We start from the raw sequence: 16,467 nt of genomic DNA, 5'->3' as shown, positions 1-16,467 counted from the left end.
CAGGCGGGACCCGTTCCGTCACGGGGCGAGTCGGGCGGGGAAGCCGCCGGTGGCGATCGGGCCCCAGCGTCGGGGCGTCACCCGGATGATCGACTTGCCCTGGCGAATCATCGCCTCCCGGTATTCGTCCCAGTTCGGGTGCTCGCCGGAGATGTTGCGGAAGTACTCGACCAGCGGTTCCACCGAGTCAGGCGTGTCGAGGACCTCGGCCTCCCCATCGATCTGCACCCAGGGGCCGTTCCACTCGTCGGACAGCACGACCAGGGACACGGCGGCGTCGCGCCGCGCGTTGCGGGTCTTCGCGCGTTCGGGGTAGGTGGACACGACCAGCCGCCCCGAGTCGTCCACCCCACCCGTCACGGGCGAGGCCTGCGGGGAGCCGCCCGCCCGGCGGGTGATCAGCAGGAAGCGGTGCCGGGGCCTGACGAAGTCCAGCAGGCCGGCCAAGTCCACGGGCGTGTTGGTGGCGATGGAGGGGCTCATGGAGGCACCGTACGACACGAACGCGCTGCGAGAGGGGCGCTGACAGGACCTGGCACGAGGTGGCGCCACTGTGCTGAGGCCGGCCTGGGGGGAGAGGGGTCGCCGTCGACGGTGGGTCGGCTGTTCCTGTCCGGCTCCGGCGTGACGGCGCCCGCCGGGCCGGCGCGGAGCATGGCCCGGCAGAGGGCGTCGTGCTCGGGCGAGGCGGGCAGGGGACCGCGGGCAGGAGCCTCGAAGGACTGGAAGCACAGCGCGACCACGCGTCGCCAGGCGTTCGGGCGGCTGCCCTGTGGCGTTGACGACGCCGGCGGTGGCCGTGTGTATCAGCACCAGGTCCGAGGGGTCGAAGTCCTTGCGCAGACGGCCGGTGGGCTTGACCCGGTCGATGAGCCGGACCAAGGCCTCATACGCCTCGGCGCGGCGGGCCTCCAGGGCCTTGGCGGTGGGCCCGGTGAGCAACCGGGGAACCACCTGCCATCGGAAGCGGTGCGTCGAACTCGCCGTGGACGACGGCGGCTCCCAGCCCTGACGCTCCGCCGGGCCCGCGCGGTCAGCGGGCGGTGTAGCCGCCGTCGACGGGGAGGGCGACGCCGACGACGAAGCTCGCCCCGGGGCTGCACAGCCACAGGACGGCGGCGGCGATCTCGTCGGCGCGGCCGAGTCTGGCGATGGGCTGGTTGGCGACGGCCTCGGCGAGGTCGAGTTCGCCCTTGTCGATCATGTCGGTGACCATGGGGGTCTCGATGGTGCCGGGGCAGACCGCGTTGATGCGGACTCCGCGCGGCGCGTACTCGAGGGCGGCGCTGCTGGTGAGGCCGAGCACGCCGTGCTTGGAGGCGTGGTAGGCGGCGCGGCCGGGGATGCCGACGAGGCCGCCGAGCGAGGAGCAGTTGACGATGGCGCCGCTGCCCTGCCGGCGCATCTGGGCGAGTTCGTGCTTCATGCAGGCCCACACGCCGCGCAGGTTGACGGCGTTGACGCGGTCGAAGACGTCGGCGGGTTCGTCGGCCGCGTCGCTGGGCGGGACCTGGATGCCGGCGTTGTTGAAGGCCATGTCGAGCCGGCCGTGGACGCGTACGGCGGTGGCGACCAGGGCCGCGACGTCGTCCTCGACGGAGACGTCGCAGCGTACGCCGGTGGCCTGGTGGCCGGCGCCGGTGAGGTCGTCCGCAGCCGTCCGGACGGCGTCCTCGTCGATGTCGGCGAGCACGACCGCCGCGCCGGCCTCGGCGAAGGCGCGCGCGGTCGCCAGGCCCATGCCCGAGGCGGCGCCGGTGACGAGGGCGACCTGCCCGGTGAAGTCGTAGGTCGGTCCCATTCTCTTCTCTCTTGTCCTTCTTCTTCGGTGACGGTGTGGAGCCGGTGCCCGACGCGAAGTCAGACGCGCAGGAGCACCTTGGTGGCGCGGCGTTCGTCCATGGCGCGGTAGCCGTCGGCGGCCTGGTCGAGGGGGAGGGCGAGGTCGAAGACCTTGCCGGGGTCGATCCGGCGGTTCCAGATCAGGTCCAGAAGCTCGGGCAGGAAGCGGCGCACCGGGGCGGGCCCGCCGTGCAGGTGGACGTGGGAGTAGAAGAGTTCCTCGCCGGGGAGTTCGACGCCGTGGGCGACGCCGACGTAGCCGACGTGTCCGCCGGGCCGGGTGGCGTGGATGGCCTGCATCATCGACTCCTGGGTGCCGACGGCCTCGACGACCGAGTGCGCGCCGAGCCCGCCGGTGAGCTCCTTGATCCTCGCCACGCCCTCGGCGCCGCGCTCGGCGACGATGTCGGTCGCGCCGTACTCGACGGCGAGCCGCTGCCGGGCCTCGTGCCGGCTCATCGCGATGATGCGCTCGGCGCCCAGCTGCTTCGCGGCGAGCACGGCGAGCAGCCCGACCGCGCCGTCGCCGACCACGGCGACGGTCTTGCCGGGGCCGGCCTCCGCCGCGACGGCGCCGAACCAGCCGGTGCCCAGCACGTCGGAGGCCGCGAGGAAGCTCGGGATCAGGTCGTCGGGCGGGACCTCGGGCGTGGCGACCAGGGTCCCGTCGGCCAGCGGGACCCGAAGACGCTCGGCCTGCGCGCCGAGCGGGCCCATCAGGACGCGGTGCACGCAGGAGCTCTGGTAGCCGGCGCGGCAGATCTCGCAGGTGTTGTCGGAGGCGAAGAACGACCCGACCACGAACTGTCCAGGGCGGACGTTCCGCACCTGGTCGCCGACCTCCTCGACGATGCCGACGTACTCGTGGCCCATGGGGGAGGGCTCCTGAAGCGGGTCGATCCCGCGCCAGGGCCACAGGTCGGACCCGCAGACACAGGTGGCGGACAGCCGGATGACCGCGTCGGTCGGTTCGACGATCCTCGGGTCCTGGCGCTCCTCCACCCGGACGTCGCCCGGGGCGTACATCACGGCACCACGCATGGTCGTGCTCCCTTCTGACGGTCTGCCCGGCCGACCGGTCCGATCTCCTCCACCCGTCCCGGCACCGAGGTTGGCGTGTTCGCCGGCGGGCGTGAAGGGGAGAGTCGCATCCCGGGAACGCCTCATCCAGGGAGGAATCCCTCCCACCCACAGCCTGCTCGGCCGGCGGCATCATGGCCCCACCCGCGGCTCGCGCCGCGCGTGCGGCGGGTGCCGTTTCCACGGGGTCAGCATGTGCCTATCGTGGCCTTTCGCGGGGAAGCCCGCCTCCTGAACGCGTCGCCGTCGCCGGGAAAGGCGCGTGCTCGAACCGGTGCTTTCTCCGGGCCGGGCCGGCAGGCTCACCGCACGGCCGAGCGGGTGATCCGCACCCGGACAGGACCTCACGACGAGGAGTGGGAACATGCGGTTGGGCGTTCACATCATGGGGTTCGACCACCCGGACGGGCCGGGCGCGCTGGGCCCCGAGCTGGCCGCCGCGGGAGCGGCGGCCGAGGCGGCGGGGGCGAGCTGGCTGTCGGTGATGGACCACTACTTCCAGATGGAGCAGCTGGGCGGCCCCGAACTCGCCATGCTCGAGTGCTACACGACCCTCGGCTACCTGGCCGCGCACACCTCCACCGTGCGGCTCGGCGCGCTGGTGACCGGGGTGACCTACCGCCATCCGGGGCTGCTGGCCAAGATCGTCAGCACCCTGGACACCCTCTCCGGCGGCCGGGCCACCCTCGGCATCGGCGCCGCCTGGTACGAACGCGAGCACCTGGGGCTCGGCGTGCCGTTCCCGCCGGTCGCCGAGCGGTTCGAGCGGCTCGAGGAGACGTTGCGGGTCTGCCTGCGGGTATGGGACCCGGAGGACAACGGCCCCTTCGAGGGCGAGTACTACCGCCTGGCCGAACCCCGCGACGTGCCCGCGCCGCTGAGCCGTCCGCACCCGGAGATCATGATCGGCGGCAGCGGTGAGAAGAAGACGCTGCGGCTGGTGGCCCAGTACGCCGACGCCTGCAACCTGCTCACCTCCACCCCGCAGGAGACCGCGCACAAGCTGGACGTGCTGCGCCGCCACTGCGACGACCTCGGCCGGGACTACGACCGGATCCGCAAGACGGTGATCTGCCGGGGGGAGGCGCTCGGCGATCTCGACGCCTTCGGCCGGGAGATGGCCGACCACGCCGGACTCGGCATCGACACCGTCATCGCGGCCACGGCGGAACCCCGGCCGGCCCGCTGGATCGAGGAGCGGGTGGCGCCGGCGGTACGGCGGCTGGCCGAACTCGGCTGACGGGCGCCGCCGGCCGGTCGGGTGGGGTCAGGTGAGGTTTTGGGAGGCGGGTAGGTGGTGGTTGGCGGCCCAGGAGGCGAGGATCCGCAGGCGGTCGTGGGTGGGGGAGCCGGGGGGCGCGGTCCAGACGGTCAGGTGCTGGTCGGGGTCGGTGTTGGCGGTGAGGGTGTCCCAGTCCAGGACGAGTTCGCCCACGATGGGATGGTTGAGGGTCTTGGTGCCGATGGTGCGGGCTGCGACCCGGGGTTCCCCCCACCACTCGGCGAACCGGGCGTCCCGCATCGACAGATCGCCGACCAGTGCGATCAGGCCGGGGTCGTCGGGGTACTTCGCGGCCTCCATCCGCAGTTGGGCGACGGCGGTTCTGGCCGAGGTCGTCCAGTCCGTGTACAGCGTCCGCATCGCCGGGTCGACGAGGAGCTCGAAGAGCCGAGGATCGTCCGACCGACGCGATCATCCGCATGGTCGTGACCTGCGTGTGGCTCGGACCTGTGGGCCCTACCTGCGTGGCGGCCCAGCTCCCGTCCGCGCCACCTGCCCGACCTCGTCCAGCGGGTCCTCGACGGCCGCATCGACCCGGGCCGGGTTCGACCTCACCCTGCCGTTGGACCAGGTCGCCGGACTGCCTCTCGTCGTCGCTCTCTCGTGGCAACGTCCACGACAGCGAGGGCCTGAAGCCCCTCCTCGCCGGTCTCCAATCGAGACACGACCCCGAACGCGGCCGGCACCACCGGCCCGGCAAGGTGCGCGCCGACAACGCATACGACCGGCCTGACCTGCGCAGATGGCTCCGTGGTAAGCGCCTTGCCGTCCGTATCGCCCGCAAGGGAGTGGAGTCCAGCCAGCGACTTGGCCGTCACCGGTGGTGATCGAACGCGCGATGTCCTGGCTGTCCGGCTACCGCCGCCCTCATCTGCCACAAACGTCTCTGCCGACTCACCACACAGGACACGGTCTCAATGAGATGGTCTCTCAGTCGGTGCGCACGGCGGCGTACGCGCCGCCGTCGACGAGGATGTCGACGCCGTTCAGGAAGCCAGCCTCCGCGGAGACCATGAAGGCCGCGACCGTGGCGACCTCCTCGGCCCGGCCGGTGCGGCCGAGGGGGGTGCGGCGCACCAACTCCGCCATCACGGGGTGCTCGGCGGCCTCCTGCCTGCCCTGCGGGGTGTCGATGACGCCGGGCGACAGGGAGCAGGCGCGGGCGCCGACCGGACCCAGGCGCACGGCCTCGGCGCGCGCGAAGCGGTGCACACCGTACTTGGCCCACGGGTACGCGGTCCCTGGGTTCTCGACGGCCGGGCCGAGCGACTCGCGCAGCCGGTCGAGGAAGTCCGGCGCGAGCGGGTCGTCCAGGACCGCCGTCACGGCTGGATCGGGGGCGACGCCGGACAGGAACGGTGCCATCGAGGCGTAGTACAGCATCGCGGTCCCGGGCCCGGCGAGAGGGCGCAGCGCGTCGGCGAGCAGCGCGGTGCCGATCAGATCCACCTGGAAGATCCGCCGCCAGTCGGCCATGGTGGGCGAGATGCCGGCGGCGTGGACCACGGGCCCGAGGTCACCGAGGTCGGCGACCCGCGCGGCGAGCCGGGCCAGCCCCTCCCGGTCGGTGACGTCGAGGGCGAACGGCTCGGCCCCGGCGCACTCCTCGGCGACCGCCGAAACGGTCGTCTCGTCGCGGTCGACGAGCAGCAGCACGTCCACCTGGTCGGCGAGCCGTCGTGCGCACGCCTCCCCCATCCCGCGTCCCGCGCCGGTGACGATGCCCACGGTCGTCATGGGTTCCTCCTTGCTTGCCAGGGGCTCGGTCGAGACCGATGCCCACGCGTGCGGATGGACCGCAGGGAAGCGGAGGAGACTGACGCCGGCCGGACGGTTTCCTGACCTTGCGCCGACATGACGCACCTCACACCCCGAGCCAATAGCCGAAGCCGCGCCGGGTACGGATCAGCGCGGGGTCCTCCAGGTCCACCTTGTGGCGCAGCCGGGAGACGAGCTTCTCGATGGCATGGTCGGCGCGGTACTCGCCCCAGACGTGCCGGCTGATCTGCTCCTTGGACAGCACGTGCCCGGCGTTGGCCAGCAAATGGCGCAGGAGCCGGTACTCGGCGGGCGAGAGCTCGAGCGGCCGCGGCCCGCGCCAGGCCTGGCAGGCAGCGTCGTCCAGACGCAGGTCCCCGTAGCCGGTGTCGCCCCGGCGGTGCTCGGCCCCTCGACGGCGGAGCAGCGTCTGGGCCCTGGCCAGGACCTCGACGATTCGAAGGGGCTTGGTGACGTAGTCCGAGCCATCCGCGTCGAGTTCGGGCAGCAACAAGTCGAGGGACTCGCAGGTGGCCAGGAAGAGCAGCGGGGGTCGGTCCGCCGGGGTGGTGCGGCGGCCCCGGGTGAAGCGGGCCAGATCGGGCAGCGTGGCGTCCCAGAGCACGAGGTCGAAGCGGCGTTCCGCGACCTGCCGCATCCCGTCCGCGCCGGTGGCGGCCGTCCTGACGCGGTAGCCGGCCATCCGCAGCGCGGTGGCGAGCAGGTCGGTGACACCGGGATCGCCCTCGACGACCAGGATGTGCCGCCCATCGCCACGCGGCGGCCAGGGCCTTTCCCGGCCCCAGGGCTTCTCACGCACGAGGTGCCTCTTCATGACAGGACCGATCAGTAGGGCGGGCGAACAGTCTAGACCTACTTGCCTAAGTCAAGCAATGGGATATGGTTGCCTGAGTTAAGCAACACCGTCGAGGAGAGAAGGCCCCATGAGCACGATGCGCTCAGTCCAGACCGGCGCCGTGAACGAGATCGCCGTCACCGAGATAGCCCGCCCCGTCCCCGGCCCCAGGGACGCCGTGGTGCGGATCCGCGCCTGCGGCATCTGCGGCACCGACGTCACCTTCCTGCACATGGGCGGTGCCCCCTTCGGCCCCGGTGGCTCGATGGTCCCGCTGCCGCTGGGCCACGAGCCGGCCGGCGAGATCGTCGAGGTGGGCACCGAGGTCAGCGGCCTGTCCGTGGGCGACCGGGTGGTCGTCAACCCGCAGGGCGCCCCCTCCGGCATCATCGGCTGCGGCGGCCCCCTCGGCGCCATGAGCGAGTACCTACTGGTCGAGAACGCCGTGGTGGGCGAGAGCGTCGCGGTCTTCCCCGACACGCTGCCCTTCGACGTCGCCGCCCTCAACGAACCGATGGCCGTCGCCCGCCACTGCGTGAACCGCTCCGCCGCCACCCCCTCCGACAAGGTCGTGGTCTTCGGCGCCGGCCCTATCGGCCTCGGCGCCACGATCTGGCTGAAGCTCCGCGGCGTCGAGCACGTCGTCGTCGTGGACGTGCTCCCCGAACGCCTGGAGACGGCTCTGGCCGTCGGCGCCGATGCCGTCGTCGACTCGGCCACCGAGGACCTGACCGCGCGGCTGACCGAACTACACGGCCAGGCCGCCAACGCCCTCGGCCAGCCCCGCCCCGGCACCGACATATACATCGACGCCGCCGGCGCCCCCGCCGTCTTCAACGCCGCGGTCGACAACGCCAAGTGGGGCGCGCGGCTGGTCATGGTCGCCGTGCAGAAGAAGTCCGACGCCATCGACCTTGGCGGAATGCTCCGCAGCGAGCTGACCCTGATCGCCTCCCAGGGCTACCCCACCGAGATCTTCGAGGTCACCCCGGAACTCGCCGAGCACCAGCAGCGGTTCGCCAAGCTGATCAGCCACCGCGTGCCCTTCGCCGAGGCCGAGCAGGCCTTCGAGCTCGTGCTGACCCCCGGGGCCGCCGAGAAGGTCGTCGTCACCTTCGACGACGCCGACGACGCCCGGTCGTAACCGGCCGGAGATCGCTCGACCGGTTCCGGCGCTCCGTAGGACACCAGGACCGCAGGAAACACTCCGTGCCCGACAGCCCGTCCGGAACCGGCCGACGCCGGCCGCGACTCGTCGAAGCGGCCGTCCCCGTCGCGCTGCTCGCCTGCTCGCTCCCCGGCAGCCTGCTCACACTCCCCGGCGCGGAGCGGCAAACCCCGTGGTGGCCCGGAGTGCTGCTGGCCGGCGTCTCCTGCGCCGTCCTGCCGTGGCGACGCGACCGACCACGCGTCACGGTGGCGCTTGCCGCCGCCTGCGCCACCACCACGGCAGCGCTCGGCTACATGCTCACCGTGTTGCTGCTGCTCGGCCCGCTGATGGTCGCGCTCCACTCGCTGGCCGCCCGCGCCGACCGAAGGACCGCCAACGCCTTCTGCGCCGCATGCGTCGCGGCACTGGTGGCCGTGGCGCTGGTGGCCGGCCCCGCCGAGCCACTGATCCTCAAGGCGGTCGGCCCCGCCGGCTGGCTGCTGCTGCCCACCGCCCTCGGCACCGCGCACCGGCTCCGCGCGCGGCAGGCCGAGCGGGCCCAGGAGGAGCGGGCGCGGTTCTGCGTCACCGAGGAGCGCCTGCGCATCGCCCGCGAACTGCACGACGTCGTCGCGCACCACCTCGTGCTGGCCACCATCCAGGCCGGTACCGCGGCCCGGGTCCTCCGCGACCGGCCGGTGGAGGCCGAACGGCTCGTCGCCGACCTCACCGGCACCACCGCCGCGGCCCTGCGCGAGCTTCGGGCGACCGTCGGCCTGCTGCGCCACGCGAACGAGGCGGGGCCCGCGCCGGAACCGGCCCCCGGCGTCATCGGAATCGCCGAGCTCGCCGCCTCGTTCCGGGGCGCCGGCCTCTCGGTCACGGTCGCCACCGAGGGCGAGCCGCAGCCGCTCACCGCCGGGGCCGACCTCGCGGCGTACCGCATCGCGCAGGAGGCGCTGACCAATGTCACCAAGCACGGCGCCACCCGCGCCGCGGCCGTGCGTCTGAGCTATCACCACGACCGCCTGCGCCTCACCGTCACCAACGCCGACGAGGGCCTCCGGCCAGCCGTGGGCCACGCGCCGGGCGGCGGCTACGGCCTCCTGGGTATGTGGGAGCGCGCCGTCGCCGCCGGCGGCCACCTCAGCGCCGGCCCGCGCGCCGGGGGCGGGTTCGAGGTGACCGCCGAACTCCCCCTCGACCGGGGCCGGCCCTGACGGGCCTCAGCCGATCCTGATCGGGTCCGTGCCGTGCCCGATCCGCGCCACCACGAGCCCGGCGGCGGACACCTCGGCGTACTCGGCGGTGTGGTAGCGGAGGACGGCGCCGGCTTCCGGGCCCTTCCTGGCCTCGACCGTCCACCGCAGCTCGTGGAAGAAGAACCAGGCGTCGAGGTGGCTGGCGACGACCTCGATCCCGCGCACGGCGTAGTGGGCGTGGAAATCCGACAGGTGGGCCCGCAGCTCCTCCACGCCGTGCAGCTCGGCGAGCGTCCCGGTGCCGGCCACGTAGTCCCGAAGGCCCGCCTGGATCTCCGGGTGGGCCAGCTCAACGATGGTGTCGACGTCCCCGTCGCGGTGCGCGTCGAGCAACGTCGCCCGCACCGCGCCCACGGCGTACCTGGCGGCCAGCGCGCCGTCGGCCGGGTCGCCGGCCAAGGTGTCCTGCTGGGTCCTGCCCCAGAAAAGCTCGCCGGTGATGCCTTCGGAGCCCATGGTGGGGAAGAGCACGATGATCGGCCGCTCGTGCTCCGCGCCGGTCTCCTTCTCCCGCCCGCGCCCCAGGCCGCTGACGAACGTGTACCAGGAGCCGTTGATCTCCGTCACCGGGCGGACCCCGACCACGGCGGCGTACCGGTGCATGGAGCGGTAGCTGTGCTCGATCTCCTCGTAGGTGGTGACGATCCGCTGGGTCGGGATCTCCCTGCCCTCCTCCAGGACGGGGACGACCGTGTACGCGTAGGGGCCGCTGGGCGCCAGGGTGTCCAGGATGTCGTCGACGACGTCCACGTACTCGGCCCTGACATGCCGCCACGCGGTCGCAGCGCTGCGCACCCGCAGGTCCGAGGTGGCCAGCAGCTCCTCGGCCGGGACCCGGTCTTTCATGTGCTCGCTCCTTCTGAGGCTGTCGTGAGCCCCCGAGGGTGGGGGAAGGGGGAGACATGAAAGCGCGGCCGGCTGACGTCTTCCGGCCGCTTCCCTGACACCTGGCGGACGTGCCACGGGTCACAGCGGACAGTCAAGGAAGAGCCCTCGCGCGTCCCAGACAGTTGACGAGCACCTCGCCGCGTGCTCGTTGCCTGCCATGTTCGAGGTGTGGCGGGTGATCGTGGGCGGCCGGGCCGCATGAAGTCCGTCGTGTTCGACGTCGACGGCCCGCCGGGCGACGCGGTGAGCAACCGCCTGGTCATCGAGAACGGCCGCCCGGAGTACGGTCCGGGCCGCAGGCGGGGCCCTGTCCGCTCACGACCGCCGGACCAGCCTGTGACGCGTTGACGAGGTCGTACACGCGCCGGGCCTCAGCCACCTTCGCGCGGTGCCGAGCGGCCCATGCCTGCAACGCACAGCGGCGAGCCGCATGACCAGCGAGGGCTCAAGAAGCGCCCCCGAAAGGCCCCACGCATCGCGCCTGTCCCGCCGAGAACGCCAAGATCGCGGCGCGCCTCGCCGCCGGAACGGCGACCTGAGATCCGCGACAACGCCCCACGCTGCCCCAAACACGCGCTGGTCAGCGCGCGAGATCACATGGGGCAAATCCAGGCGGAATGATCATTCCGTCGGGCGGTGCGTAAGAGAAACAGCTCGACCCGTGTCCGTGTTTCCACAGGTCAGAGGCCGAATCGCTGGGATGGCGGCGCCAGGGTTGAAACCTGGGGAGGCTGAGTCAGTAAATATGCAGTCTTCCTGCCACAAGCCCCTGATCAGGCATTTTCTGGCACTTGGTGCCCGCTGCCCCACAGGGGCCGACCCGAACGACGGACGGCGCAGCGGCCGGCGCGGTGGTTCCGGTGTGCCAGTCGTTCCCCCTCGGCCGTCCCGAAGAACAGCCGCCACGATGAGCCTCTTCATCCAGCTGGTGGGGGTAGGAGTTGTTCCAGGCATCCGTCAGCAACCTCCACGACCAGAACACCGGGCTCCGACAACGAACTGGCCGGGCTTGACGTGGGTGACCTCACTGCCGGCCTCCTCAACGACGCCAACGTACTCGTGCCACCTCGGGTGCGGGTCGCTGACGGGCTCCAGCCCCTGATAGGGCCATGGGCCGGAGCCGCAGACGCAGGTGGCCACCGGCCCGGATGTCGCCGGGGGCGTGGATCACGGTCGCTCACATGTCCCTACTCCTGTTTGCGTTTCTCGGGAGGGAAGGCACGGAGGTGGGCATCGCGCCGACGGGTGGCCCTTTCCCCGTCGGCCGCCGCTTCAGGAGTTCTGTCGTGATCCCTCTTCGTGCTTCGCGGCGGCGCCGACACCAGGAAAGCGCCAGAAACGGAATCACCAAGGGGGTTTCCGCGATGCGGCCCGTCACCCGCCGGCAGGGGGTAGAACGACTCCGTGTCCGACACCGCCGGCTGACGGGCGCGGTCTTCTTTCACGCCCTTTCCGGCGTGCTTCCCCGGGATTCTTTCCCGATCGGGAAGCAAGTCCCTACCAGGATGGAACCCGACCAGGGACAGATCCTTCCTACCCTTTCCGCCGAATCGCGTGCCATGCTTCCAGGGCAGGTTCAGGCAATCCTTTTCAAGGAGCAACACCCCCATGTCCTCCACTTCTCGCCCCACGGTCGCCGTCGCCTTCCACTCCGGCTACGGACACACCGCCGTCATCGCCGAGGCCGTCGCGCGCGGTGCCGCGGGAGCCGGTGCCGAGGTGATCTCCATATCCGTGGACACGATCACCGACGAGCAGTGGGCGCGGCTGGACGCCGCCGACGCGATCATCTTCGGCGCCCCCACCTACATGGGCACCGCCTCCGCTGCCTTCCACGCCTTCGCCGAGGCCAGCAGCAAGCGCTGGTACACCCAGGCCTGGGCCAACAAGATAGCCGCCGGCTTCACCAACTCCGGCGCCAAGAACGGCGACAAGTCCTCGACCCTGGGCTACTTCTTCACGATGGCCGCCCAGCACGGCATGCACTGGATCAGCCTGGGCGTCCAGCCGGGCTGGGCCTCCACCACGGGTAGCGAGGACGATGTCAACCGTTTGGGCTACTTCGTCGGTGCGGGCGCCCAGACGCCGGTCGATGCTGGTCCTGAGGGTGTCCACGCCTCGGACATCGCCACCGCCGAGGGCCTCGGCGCCCGCGTGGCCGAGCAGACGGCGTACTTCCTGGCCGGGCGGGCCGCCCTCGCGGCCTGAGACAGCCCCTTCACCGACCCCCGAGGAGCGCATCTGGACCGTTGTCCCGAGCGTTGCCCGGCTGACGAAACACCGCACCACGATCAATGGTCTCGCAGAAAGAGGTAATAGGGGATGGACAGCAACGCGACTCTTCCCAGCGTGGGCCAGACCTGGCTGGCGGACCTGGGCCCGGACACACCGCTCGGCCACTTCACGGTGGAGATCACCTTCGACTCGGCGACCCAGGTCAGCTTCGAGGTGACAGGCGGGGCCATCAAGGGCCGCAAGCAGACGATGGAGTACACCACCACCCAGCTCCGGGACGGCCTGTACGTCGTACGTTGGACCGAGCCCGACGCCGGTGACCACGTCACGCACATCGAGGACTACACGGAGGGCACCTGCATGGCCAGTTCCGTGATCAGCGGCGAGTTCGTCCAGCTACACGGGACGTGGACCCGCGTCCGCTGAACCCGCGGCCTGCGGCGGCCGACCCCCGACACCCTGACGGTGAGCGCTGCCAGGGACAGATCTCTCCCCCTGACAATGCCGCTCTCCGGTGTCAAGCTGGGAGGCATGAAGCGCGATCCTCGCCGCCATGATCTGGGAGAGTTCCTCAAGGCACGCCGCGCCGAACTCGCCCCGGCCGTCGTCGGTCTGCCCGACGGCGGCCCACGGCGCGTCGCCGGGCTGCGCCGTGAAGAGATCGCGGTACTGGCGGCCATCAGCACCGATTACTACGCCCGTCTCGAGCAGGGCCGTATCCAGCCCTCACCGTCCGTGCTGGAGTCCCTGGCCCGCGTGCTGCACCTGGATGACGATCAGCGTGCCTACCTGTACGAGCTCGCGGCCAATAACGAGTTCCGCGCGCCCCGTCGCCCGTCGCACCCCCGGGTTCAGCCGCAGTTGCAGCGCATGCTCGACGACATGGCGCACACCCCCGCCTTCGTGATCGGGCCGCGCACCGAGATCGTCGCCTGGAACGCCATGGCCGCCGCCCTGATCACCGACTTCGGGAAGATCCCGGAGAAGCAGCGCTACTACATCAGGCTGCTCATCACCGACCCCGCGATGCGCGATCTGTACGCGGACTGGGAGGGTGTCACCCGGCTGGCCATCGCTCAGATGCGGATGCACAACACGAACAACCCCGGGGACGTGCGACTCGCCGCCCTGGTGGGCGAGCTCTCGGCCCAGGACGAGCAGTTCCGCCGGTGGTGGGGCGCCCACGATGTCGCCGTCCGGGACACCGGAAACAAGCACCTGCGCCACCCCGTCGTCGGGAGCCTGTACCTCGACTGGAACGCCGTCACCTGGGCCGCCGACCCCGACCTTCAGATCATCGTCTGGACCGCTGAACCTGGCACTCCAACCCACGACAGCCTGCGCGTGCTGGCCTCCTGGTCGGCGGACTCCAGCCGATCGACACGCAGCTCCACCTGACCGCCCCAGCCTCCTCTCCCACAGGTGAGGGGCATCGCTGTTTCCGGACAGGGAGTTGGCCGACTATTTCATGCGGCGAGTTGCAGCTCTTCGAACTCGACGCGGACTTCCCGAGGGGGACTGTAACCTATCGCCGAGTGAAGTCGCCTGGGATTGTGCCAGCGCTCGATATATCTGGTGATGTCTCTTCGGGCTGCTTCGCAAGTCAGGCATGTCGCACGTGAGACTCGCTCGTTCTCCAGGGCACTGAAGAACGATTCGGCCATCGCGTTGCCGCAGCAGATCCCGGTTCGGCCGGCGGACCTGCGAAGGCCGAGCGAGTTGAGGACCTCGCCGTACTCCGGGGACATGTGTCGCCTCCGTGGCCGGAGTGGAATATCGCTCCCTGCGGCAGTCGCCTGTTCCGGTCTGCTTTCCGTGTAGCTCGGGATATCAGCGGAGTCTGCTAAGAGCTCATCTCATTTGGCTGGTTGAGGGTACGCTGCGTGCTGCGTGACACCGGGGATCTCGAAGGGGCGAAGCGGGAGTTCCGCCGGAGTGTGCGCACCCGCAAGGCGTCCTCCTTCACGCGGACGCATGCGGTGACCCTGGGGTACCTCGGGTCCGTGCAGGCGCGACAAGGGGGCATTGAAGAAGCGTGTGCAACGTGGTCACGTGCCCTCGACCTCATGGACGGTGTCCACTCCGCCCGCGCCCGACGTACCGCGGCAGACATGCGCCGTGCCCTGTCGCCGGTGCGTGCCCGGGGCATCCCCCTCGTCAGAGACATCGACCACCGAGCCGCCGCGTTCCTGGCGCAGTCGTCCTGAAGCACGGACCTGATCACCTGGAGACCACAGATGACCGAGGAGTTCACCGTCGTCCCCGTCGCCCACGTCGTGGGCGGCCGGATCGAGCCGACTGACGACTACTGGGGCGGTAGCCGCGCCATCATCCGTATCGACGCGACCAGGTTCGGCACCGGCTCCGTCGTCGGCCTGGAGGATTTCTCGCACATCGAAGTGGTCTTCCGCTTTCACCTCACGGACCCGACGGATCTCCACCCCGAACCGCGGCGCCCACCGGACAATCCCGACTGGCCGGCGGGAGGCATCTTCGCCCACCGCAACATGCGCCGGCTCAACTGGCTCGGGGTGTCTCGCTGCCGTCTGCTCAAGGTCGACGGCCTCGACCTCCACGTGGAGGGCTTGGACGCCGTGGACGGCACGCCCGTGCTGGACATCAAACCCTGGTTCGAGGAGATGGGCCCGCGTGGGGAGGTCCACCAGCCCGCCTGGCCAACCGAGATGCTGGCGGACTACTACGCCACCCCCCGTGACTAGCGCAGGGTTCCAGGCCCTGCATGAATGATTGAATCCTCGAGGCCGGTGTTCGCGTGCACAACAGCGGTCGCAGACACCAGCAGAAGCCCAGGTAACAGGCGCAACAGCTGCATCTACTACACCCCGTGGGGAATCCTGGGGTTCTACTACGACACTTCCTGCACGGTTTTCCGGCCAGACGCTCCACCTCGGGACCCATGACGCCTCCCTCGACCAACTCGATCGCCTTGAAGGGGACGAGGTCACCGTGGAGGTGGTCGAATCGCGACACACGAGGGCTGGTCCCGGTGCCCGAGGCGCCGTTCGGCGGGGGTAAGGGGAGCGGCGTGGGGGGACCTCTCATGGCACAGGGGAACACCCCTCAAGGTGTTGCGCATGGCGCTGTGCGGGCTCTCAGCGGCGCTGCTTCTCCAGCAGGCGTTCCGAAATGGTCGTCGCCGCCTGCTTGACGGCGAGCACCGCGTGCTGGACCTCGACGTCGCGCCGCTCGTTCTCGTCCCAGGCGACACCCACGCTGCCCAGAGAGGTCTTCTGATCGGTGAGTATGGGTGCCGCGACGCTGTAGACGCCGGGGTTGAACTCTCCCACGGTCAGGACGTAGCCGTCCTTCTTCATCTGACCCAGGGTCGCGCGGAAGGCGCTCCACGTGCTGCCCAGCCCGGCGTTCTCGATCTCGCCGCTCTGACGGGCGTAGATGGCCTTCAGACGGTGATGGGGGAGATGGGCCAGGATGACCTTCGACACCGCTCCTTGGAACAATGGGCGCCGCTGCCCGCGGCTGAAGCGGTTCTCGGGGCTCAGCGGGGCACGGTACTCGCCGACGCACAGGACCGCGTCACGGAACGCGGTGCACAGAAGAGCCGAGTGCCCGATCCTGTCCACCAGATCCTCCAGTACGCCATGGCTGGCGAGGAGCAGTGGGTCCGTCAGGCGGATCTGCAGGTCCATCTCGATGATGCGTGGGCCGAGGGCGTAGTGGCCGTTGCGTACCGCGTCGAGCAGCCCCGCCTCGTGCAGGGTCTTGATGTACCGGTACCCGGTCGACCGGGAGGTTTCCAGGGCCTCGATGATGGCGGCCGTGGACCACACGGGCTCTGTTTCGCTGAACAGCTCCAGGATGTGGAGCATCTTGGCCAGGCTCGCGCCGCCCTGAGTCGCTGTCACTGCCATTTAGGTAAAATATCCCGCATTGTGGGATATTGTCAAAGATGGTGACCATGGGGACCGTCCTGACGACGGCGGTCGGTTCGGCGGCGCTGGTAATGGTGGCCATGCTAGTGCCCCGCCGGGCCCCGTTCCAGCGGTGTGAGACCGGAGCGACTGTTCCCGGTGCTGGCGGTCGGCCGTCGACGCGCTGGAGCCGGAACGTCGGGGCCCGAGCAGCGCGGAACGCC

16 protein-coding genes and 3 pseudogenes are annotated in these 16,467 nt (G+C 70.6%); 9 read left to right on the top strand and 10 right to left on the bottom strand.

The features are described 5' to 3' along the window. Positions 1 to 18: 18 nt before the first annotated feature. The 3 genes from RNC47_RS26710 to RNC47_RS26700 form a co-directional block, all read right to left on the bottom strand. Complete coding sequence (locus tag RNC47_RS26710; protein ID WP_311602294.1) at positions 19 to 483, bottom strand: PPOX class F420-dependent oxidoreductase; 465 nt, start codon at positions 481 to 483, stop codon at positions 19 to 21. 550 nt (positions 484 to 1,033) lie between these two features. Continuing rightward, entirely contained in the window at positions 1,034 to 1,801 is a 768-nt protein-coding gene (locus RNC47_RS26705) for a glucose 1-dehydrogenase (RefSeq protein WP_311602292.1), read from the bottom strand. Between the two features lie 59 nt (positions 1,802 to 1,860). Further along, entirely contained in the window at positions 1,861 to 2,883 is a 1,023-nt protein-coding gene (locus RNC47_RS26700) for a zinc-dependent alcohol dehydrogenase family protein (protein WP_311602291.1), read from the bottom strand. Positions 2,884 to 3,286: 403 nt separating this feature from the next. Between RNC47_RS26700 and RNC47_RS26695 the strand changes: the two genes are divergently transcribed. Then, a complete protein-coding gene (locus RNC47_RS26695) occupies positions 3,287 to 4,162 on the top strand; it encodes an LLM class F420-dependent oxidoreductase (protein ID WP_311602290.1) in 876 nt (291 codons plus the stop codon). Between the two features lie 27 nt (positions 4,163 to 4,189). Here RNC47_RS26695 and RNC47_RS26690 read toward each other — a convergent pair. Then, positions 4,190 to 4,576, bottom strand: a pseudogene (locus RNC47_RS26690) (MmyB family transcriptional regulator); the annotation flags it as partial. 88 nt (positions 4,577 to 4,664) lie between these two features. Between RNC47_RS26690 and RNC47_RS37665 the strand changes: the two are divergent. Both RNC47_RS37665 and RNC47_RS26685 read left to right on the top strand, forming a co-directional pair. After that, positions 4,665 to 4,781: pseudogene (locus RNC47_RS37665) on the top strand (IMP dehydrogenase); the annotation flags it as partial. Positions 4,782 to 4,833: 52 nt separating this feature from the next. Next, positions 4,834 to 5,031, top strand: coding sequence for a hypothetical protein (locus tag RNC47_RS26685; protein WP_394814887.1), 198 nt, complete (start codon positions 4,834 to 4,836; stop codon positions 5,029 to 5,031). 103 nt (positions 5,032 to 5,134) lie between these two features. On the opposite strand, the gene RNC47_RS26680 is transcribed toward RNC47_RS26685, so the two are convergent. Together RNC47_RS26680 and RNC47_RS26675 are read right to left on the bottom strand one after the other, a co-directional pair. After that, complete coding sequence (locus RNC47_RS26680; protein ID WP_311602289.1) at positions 5,135 to 5,941, bottom strand: SDR family oxidoreductase; 807 nt, start codon at positions 5,939 to 5,941, stop codon at positions 5,135 to 5,137. A gap of 127 nt (positions 5,942 to 6,068) precedes the next feature. Continuing rightward, positions 6,069 to 6,782, bottom strand: coding sequence for a response regulator transcription factor (locus RNC47_RS26675; protein ID WP_311602287.1), 714 nt, complete (start codon positions 6,780 to 6,782; stop codon positions 6,069 to 6,071). 124 nt (positions 6,783 to 6,906) lie between these two features. Here RNC47_RS26675 and RNC47_RS26670 point away from each other — a divergent pair, with 124 nt between their 5' ends. Both RNC47_RS26670 and RNC47_RS26665 read left to right on the top strand, forming a co-directional pair. Next, positions 6,907 to 7,962: a zinc-dependent alcohol dehydrogenase gene (locus RNC47_RS26670; protein WP_311602286.1), complete on the top strand. Its 1,056-nt coding sequence runs from the start codon at positions 6,907 to 6,909 to the stop codon at positions 7,960 to 7,962. 65 nt (positions 7,963 to 8,027) lie between these two features. Beyond that, complete coding sequence (locus tag RNC47_RS26665; protein WP_311602284.1) at positions 8,028 to 9,188, top strand: sensor histidine kinase; 1,161 nt, start codon at positions 8,028 to 8,030, stop codon at positions 9,186 to 9,188. A gap of 6 nt (positions 9,189 to 9,194) precedes the next feature. On the opposite strand, the gene RNC47_RS26660 is transcribed toward RNC47_RS26665, so the two are convergent. Continuing rightward, positions 9,195 to 10,076 (bottom strand): hypothetical protein, encoded by an 882-nt coding sequence (locus tag RNC47_RS26660; RefSeq protein ID WP_311602283.1) that lies wholly within the window; start codon positions 10,074 to 10,076, stop codon positions 9,195 to 9,197. A gap of 1,002 nt (positions 10,077 to 11,078) precedes the next feature. After that, a pseudogene (locus tag RNC47_RS26655) lies at positions 11,079 to 11,252 on the bottom strand (alcohol dehydrogenase catalytic domain-containing protein); the annotation flags it as partial. Between the two features lie 474 nt (positions 11,253 to 11,726). Between RNC47_RS26655 and RNC47_RS26650 the strand changes: the two are divergent. From RNC47_RS26650 to RNC47_RS26640, 3 genes are all read left to right on the top strand, one after another. After that, the gene (locus RNC47_RS26650; RefSeq protein WP_311602281.1) at positions 11,727 to 12,326 is read left to right on the top strand and encodes a flavodoxin family protein; all 600 of its coding nucleotides are present in this window, start codon (positions 11,727 to 11,729) and stop codon (positions 12,324 to 12,326) included. Between the two features lie 114 nt (positions 12,327 to 12,440). Further along, entirely contained in the window at positions 12,441 to 12,779 is a 339-nt protein-coding gene (locus RNC47_RS26645; RefSeq protein WP_311602280.1) for a MoaF-related domain-containing protein, read from the top strand. A gap of 105 nt (positions 12,780 to 12,884) precedes the next feature. Beyond that, positions 12,885 to 13,751, top strand: a complete 867-nt coding sequence (locus RNC47_RS26640; RefSeq protein ID WP_311602278.1) for a helix-turn-helix transcriptional regulator — start codon at positions 12,885 to 12,887, stop codon at positions 13,749 to 13,751. Between the two features lie 68 nt (positions 13,752 to 13,819). Here RNC47_RS26640 and RNC47_RS26635 read toward each other — a convergent pair whose 3' ends face one another. Further along, positions 13,820 to 14,101, bottom strand: a complete 282-nt coding sequence (locus RNC47_RS26635; protein ID WP_311602276.1) for an integrase core domain-containing protein — start codon at positions 14,099 to 14,101, stop codon at positions 13,820 to 13,822. A 489-nt stretch (positions 14,102 to 14,590) separates the two neighbouring features. Between RNC47_RS26635 and RNC47_RS26630 the strand changes: the two genes are divergently transcribed. Beyond that, positions 14,591 to 15,073: an SAM-dependent methyltransferase gene (locus RNC47_RS26630; RefSeq protein ID WP_311602275.1), complete on the top strand. Its 483-nt coding sequence runs from the start codon at positions 14,591 to 14,593 to the stop codon at positions 15,071 to 15,073. Between the two features lie 393 nt (positions 15,074 to 15,466). Here RNC47_RS26630 and RNC47_RS26625 read toward each other — a convergent pair whose 3' ends face one another. After that, on the bottom strand, positions 15,467 to 16,243 hold the full coding sequence (locus RNC47_RS26625; protein ID WP_311602274.1) for an IclR family transcriptional regulator: 777 nt from the start codon (positions 16,241 to 16,243) through the stop codon (positions 15,467 to 15,469). Between the last annotated feature and the right edge of the window lie 224 nt (positions 16,244 to 16,467).

Origin of the sequence: Streptomyces millisiae (genome assembly GCF_031845425.1) — a bacterium.
GTDB classification, from domain to species: domain Bacteria; phylum Actinomycetota; class Actinomycetes; order Streptomycetales; family Streptomycetaceae; genus Streptomyces; species Streptomyces millisiae.
This window is presented reverse-complemented; position numbering and strand designations above follow the sequence as displayed.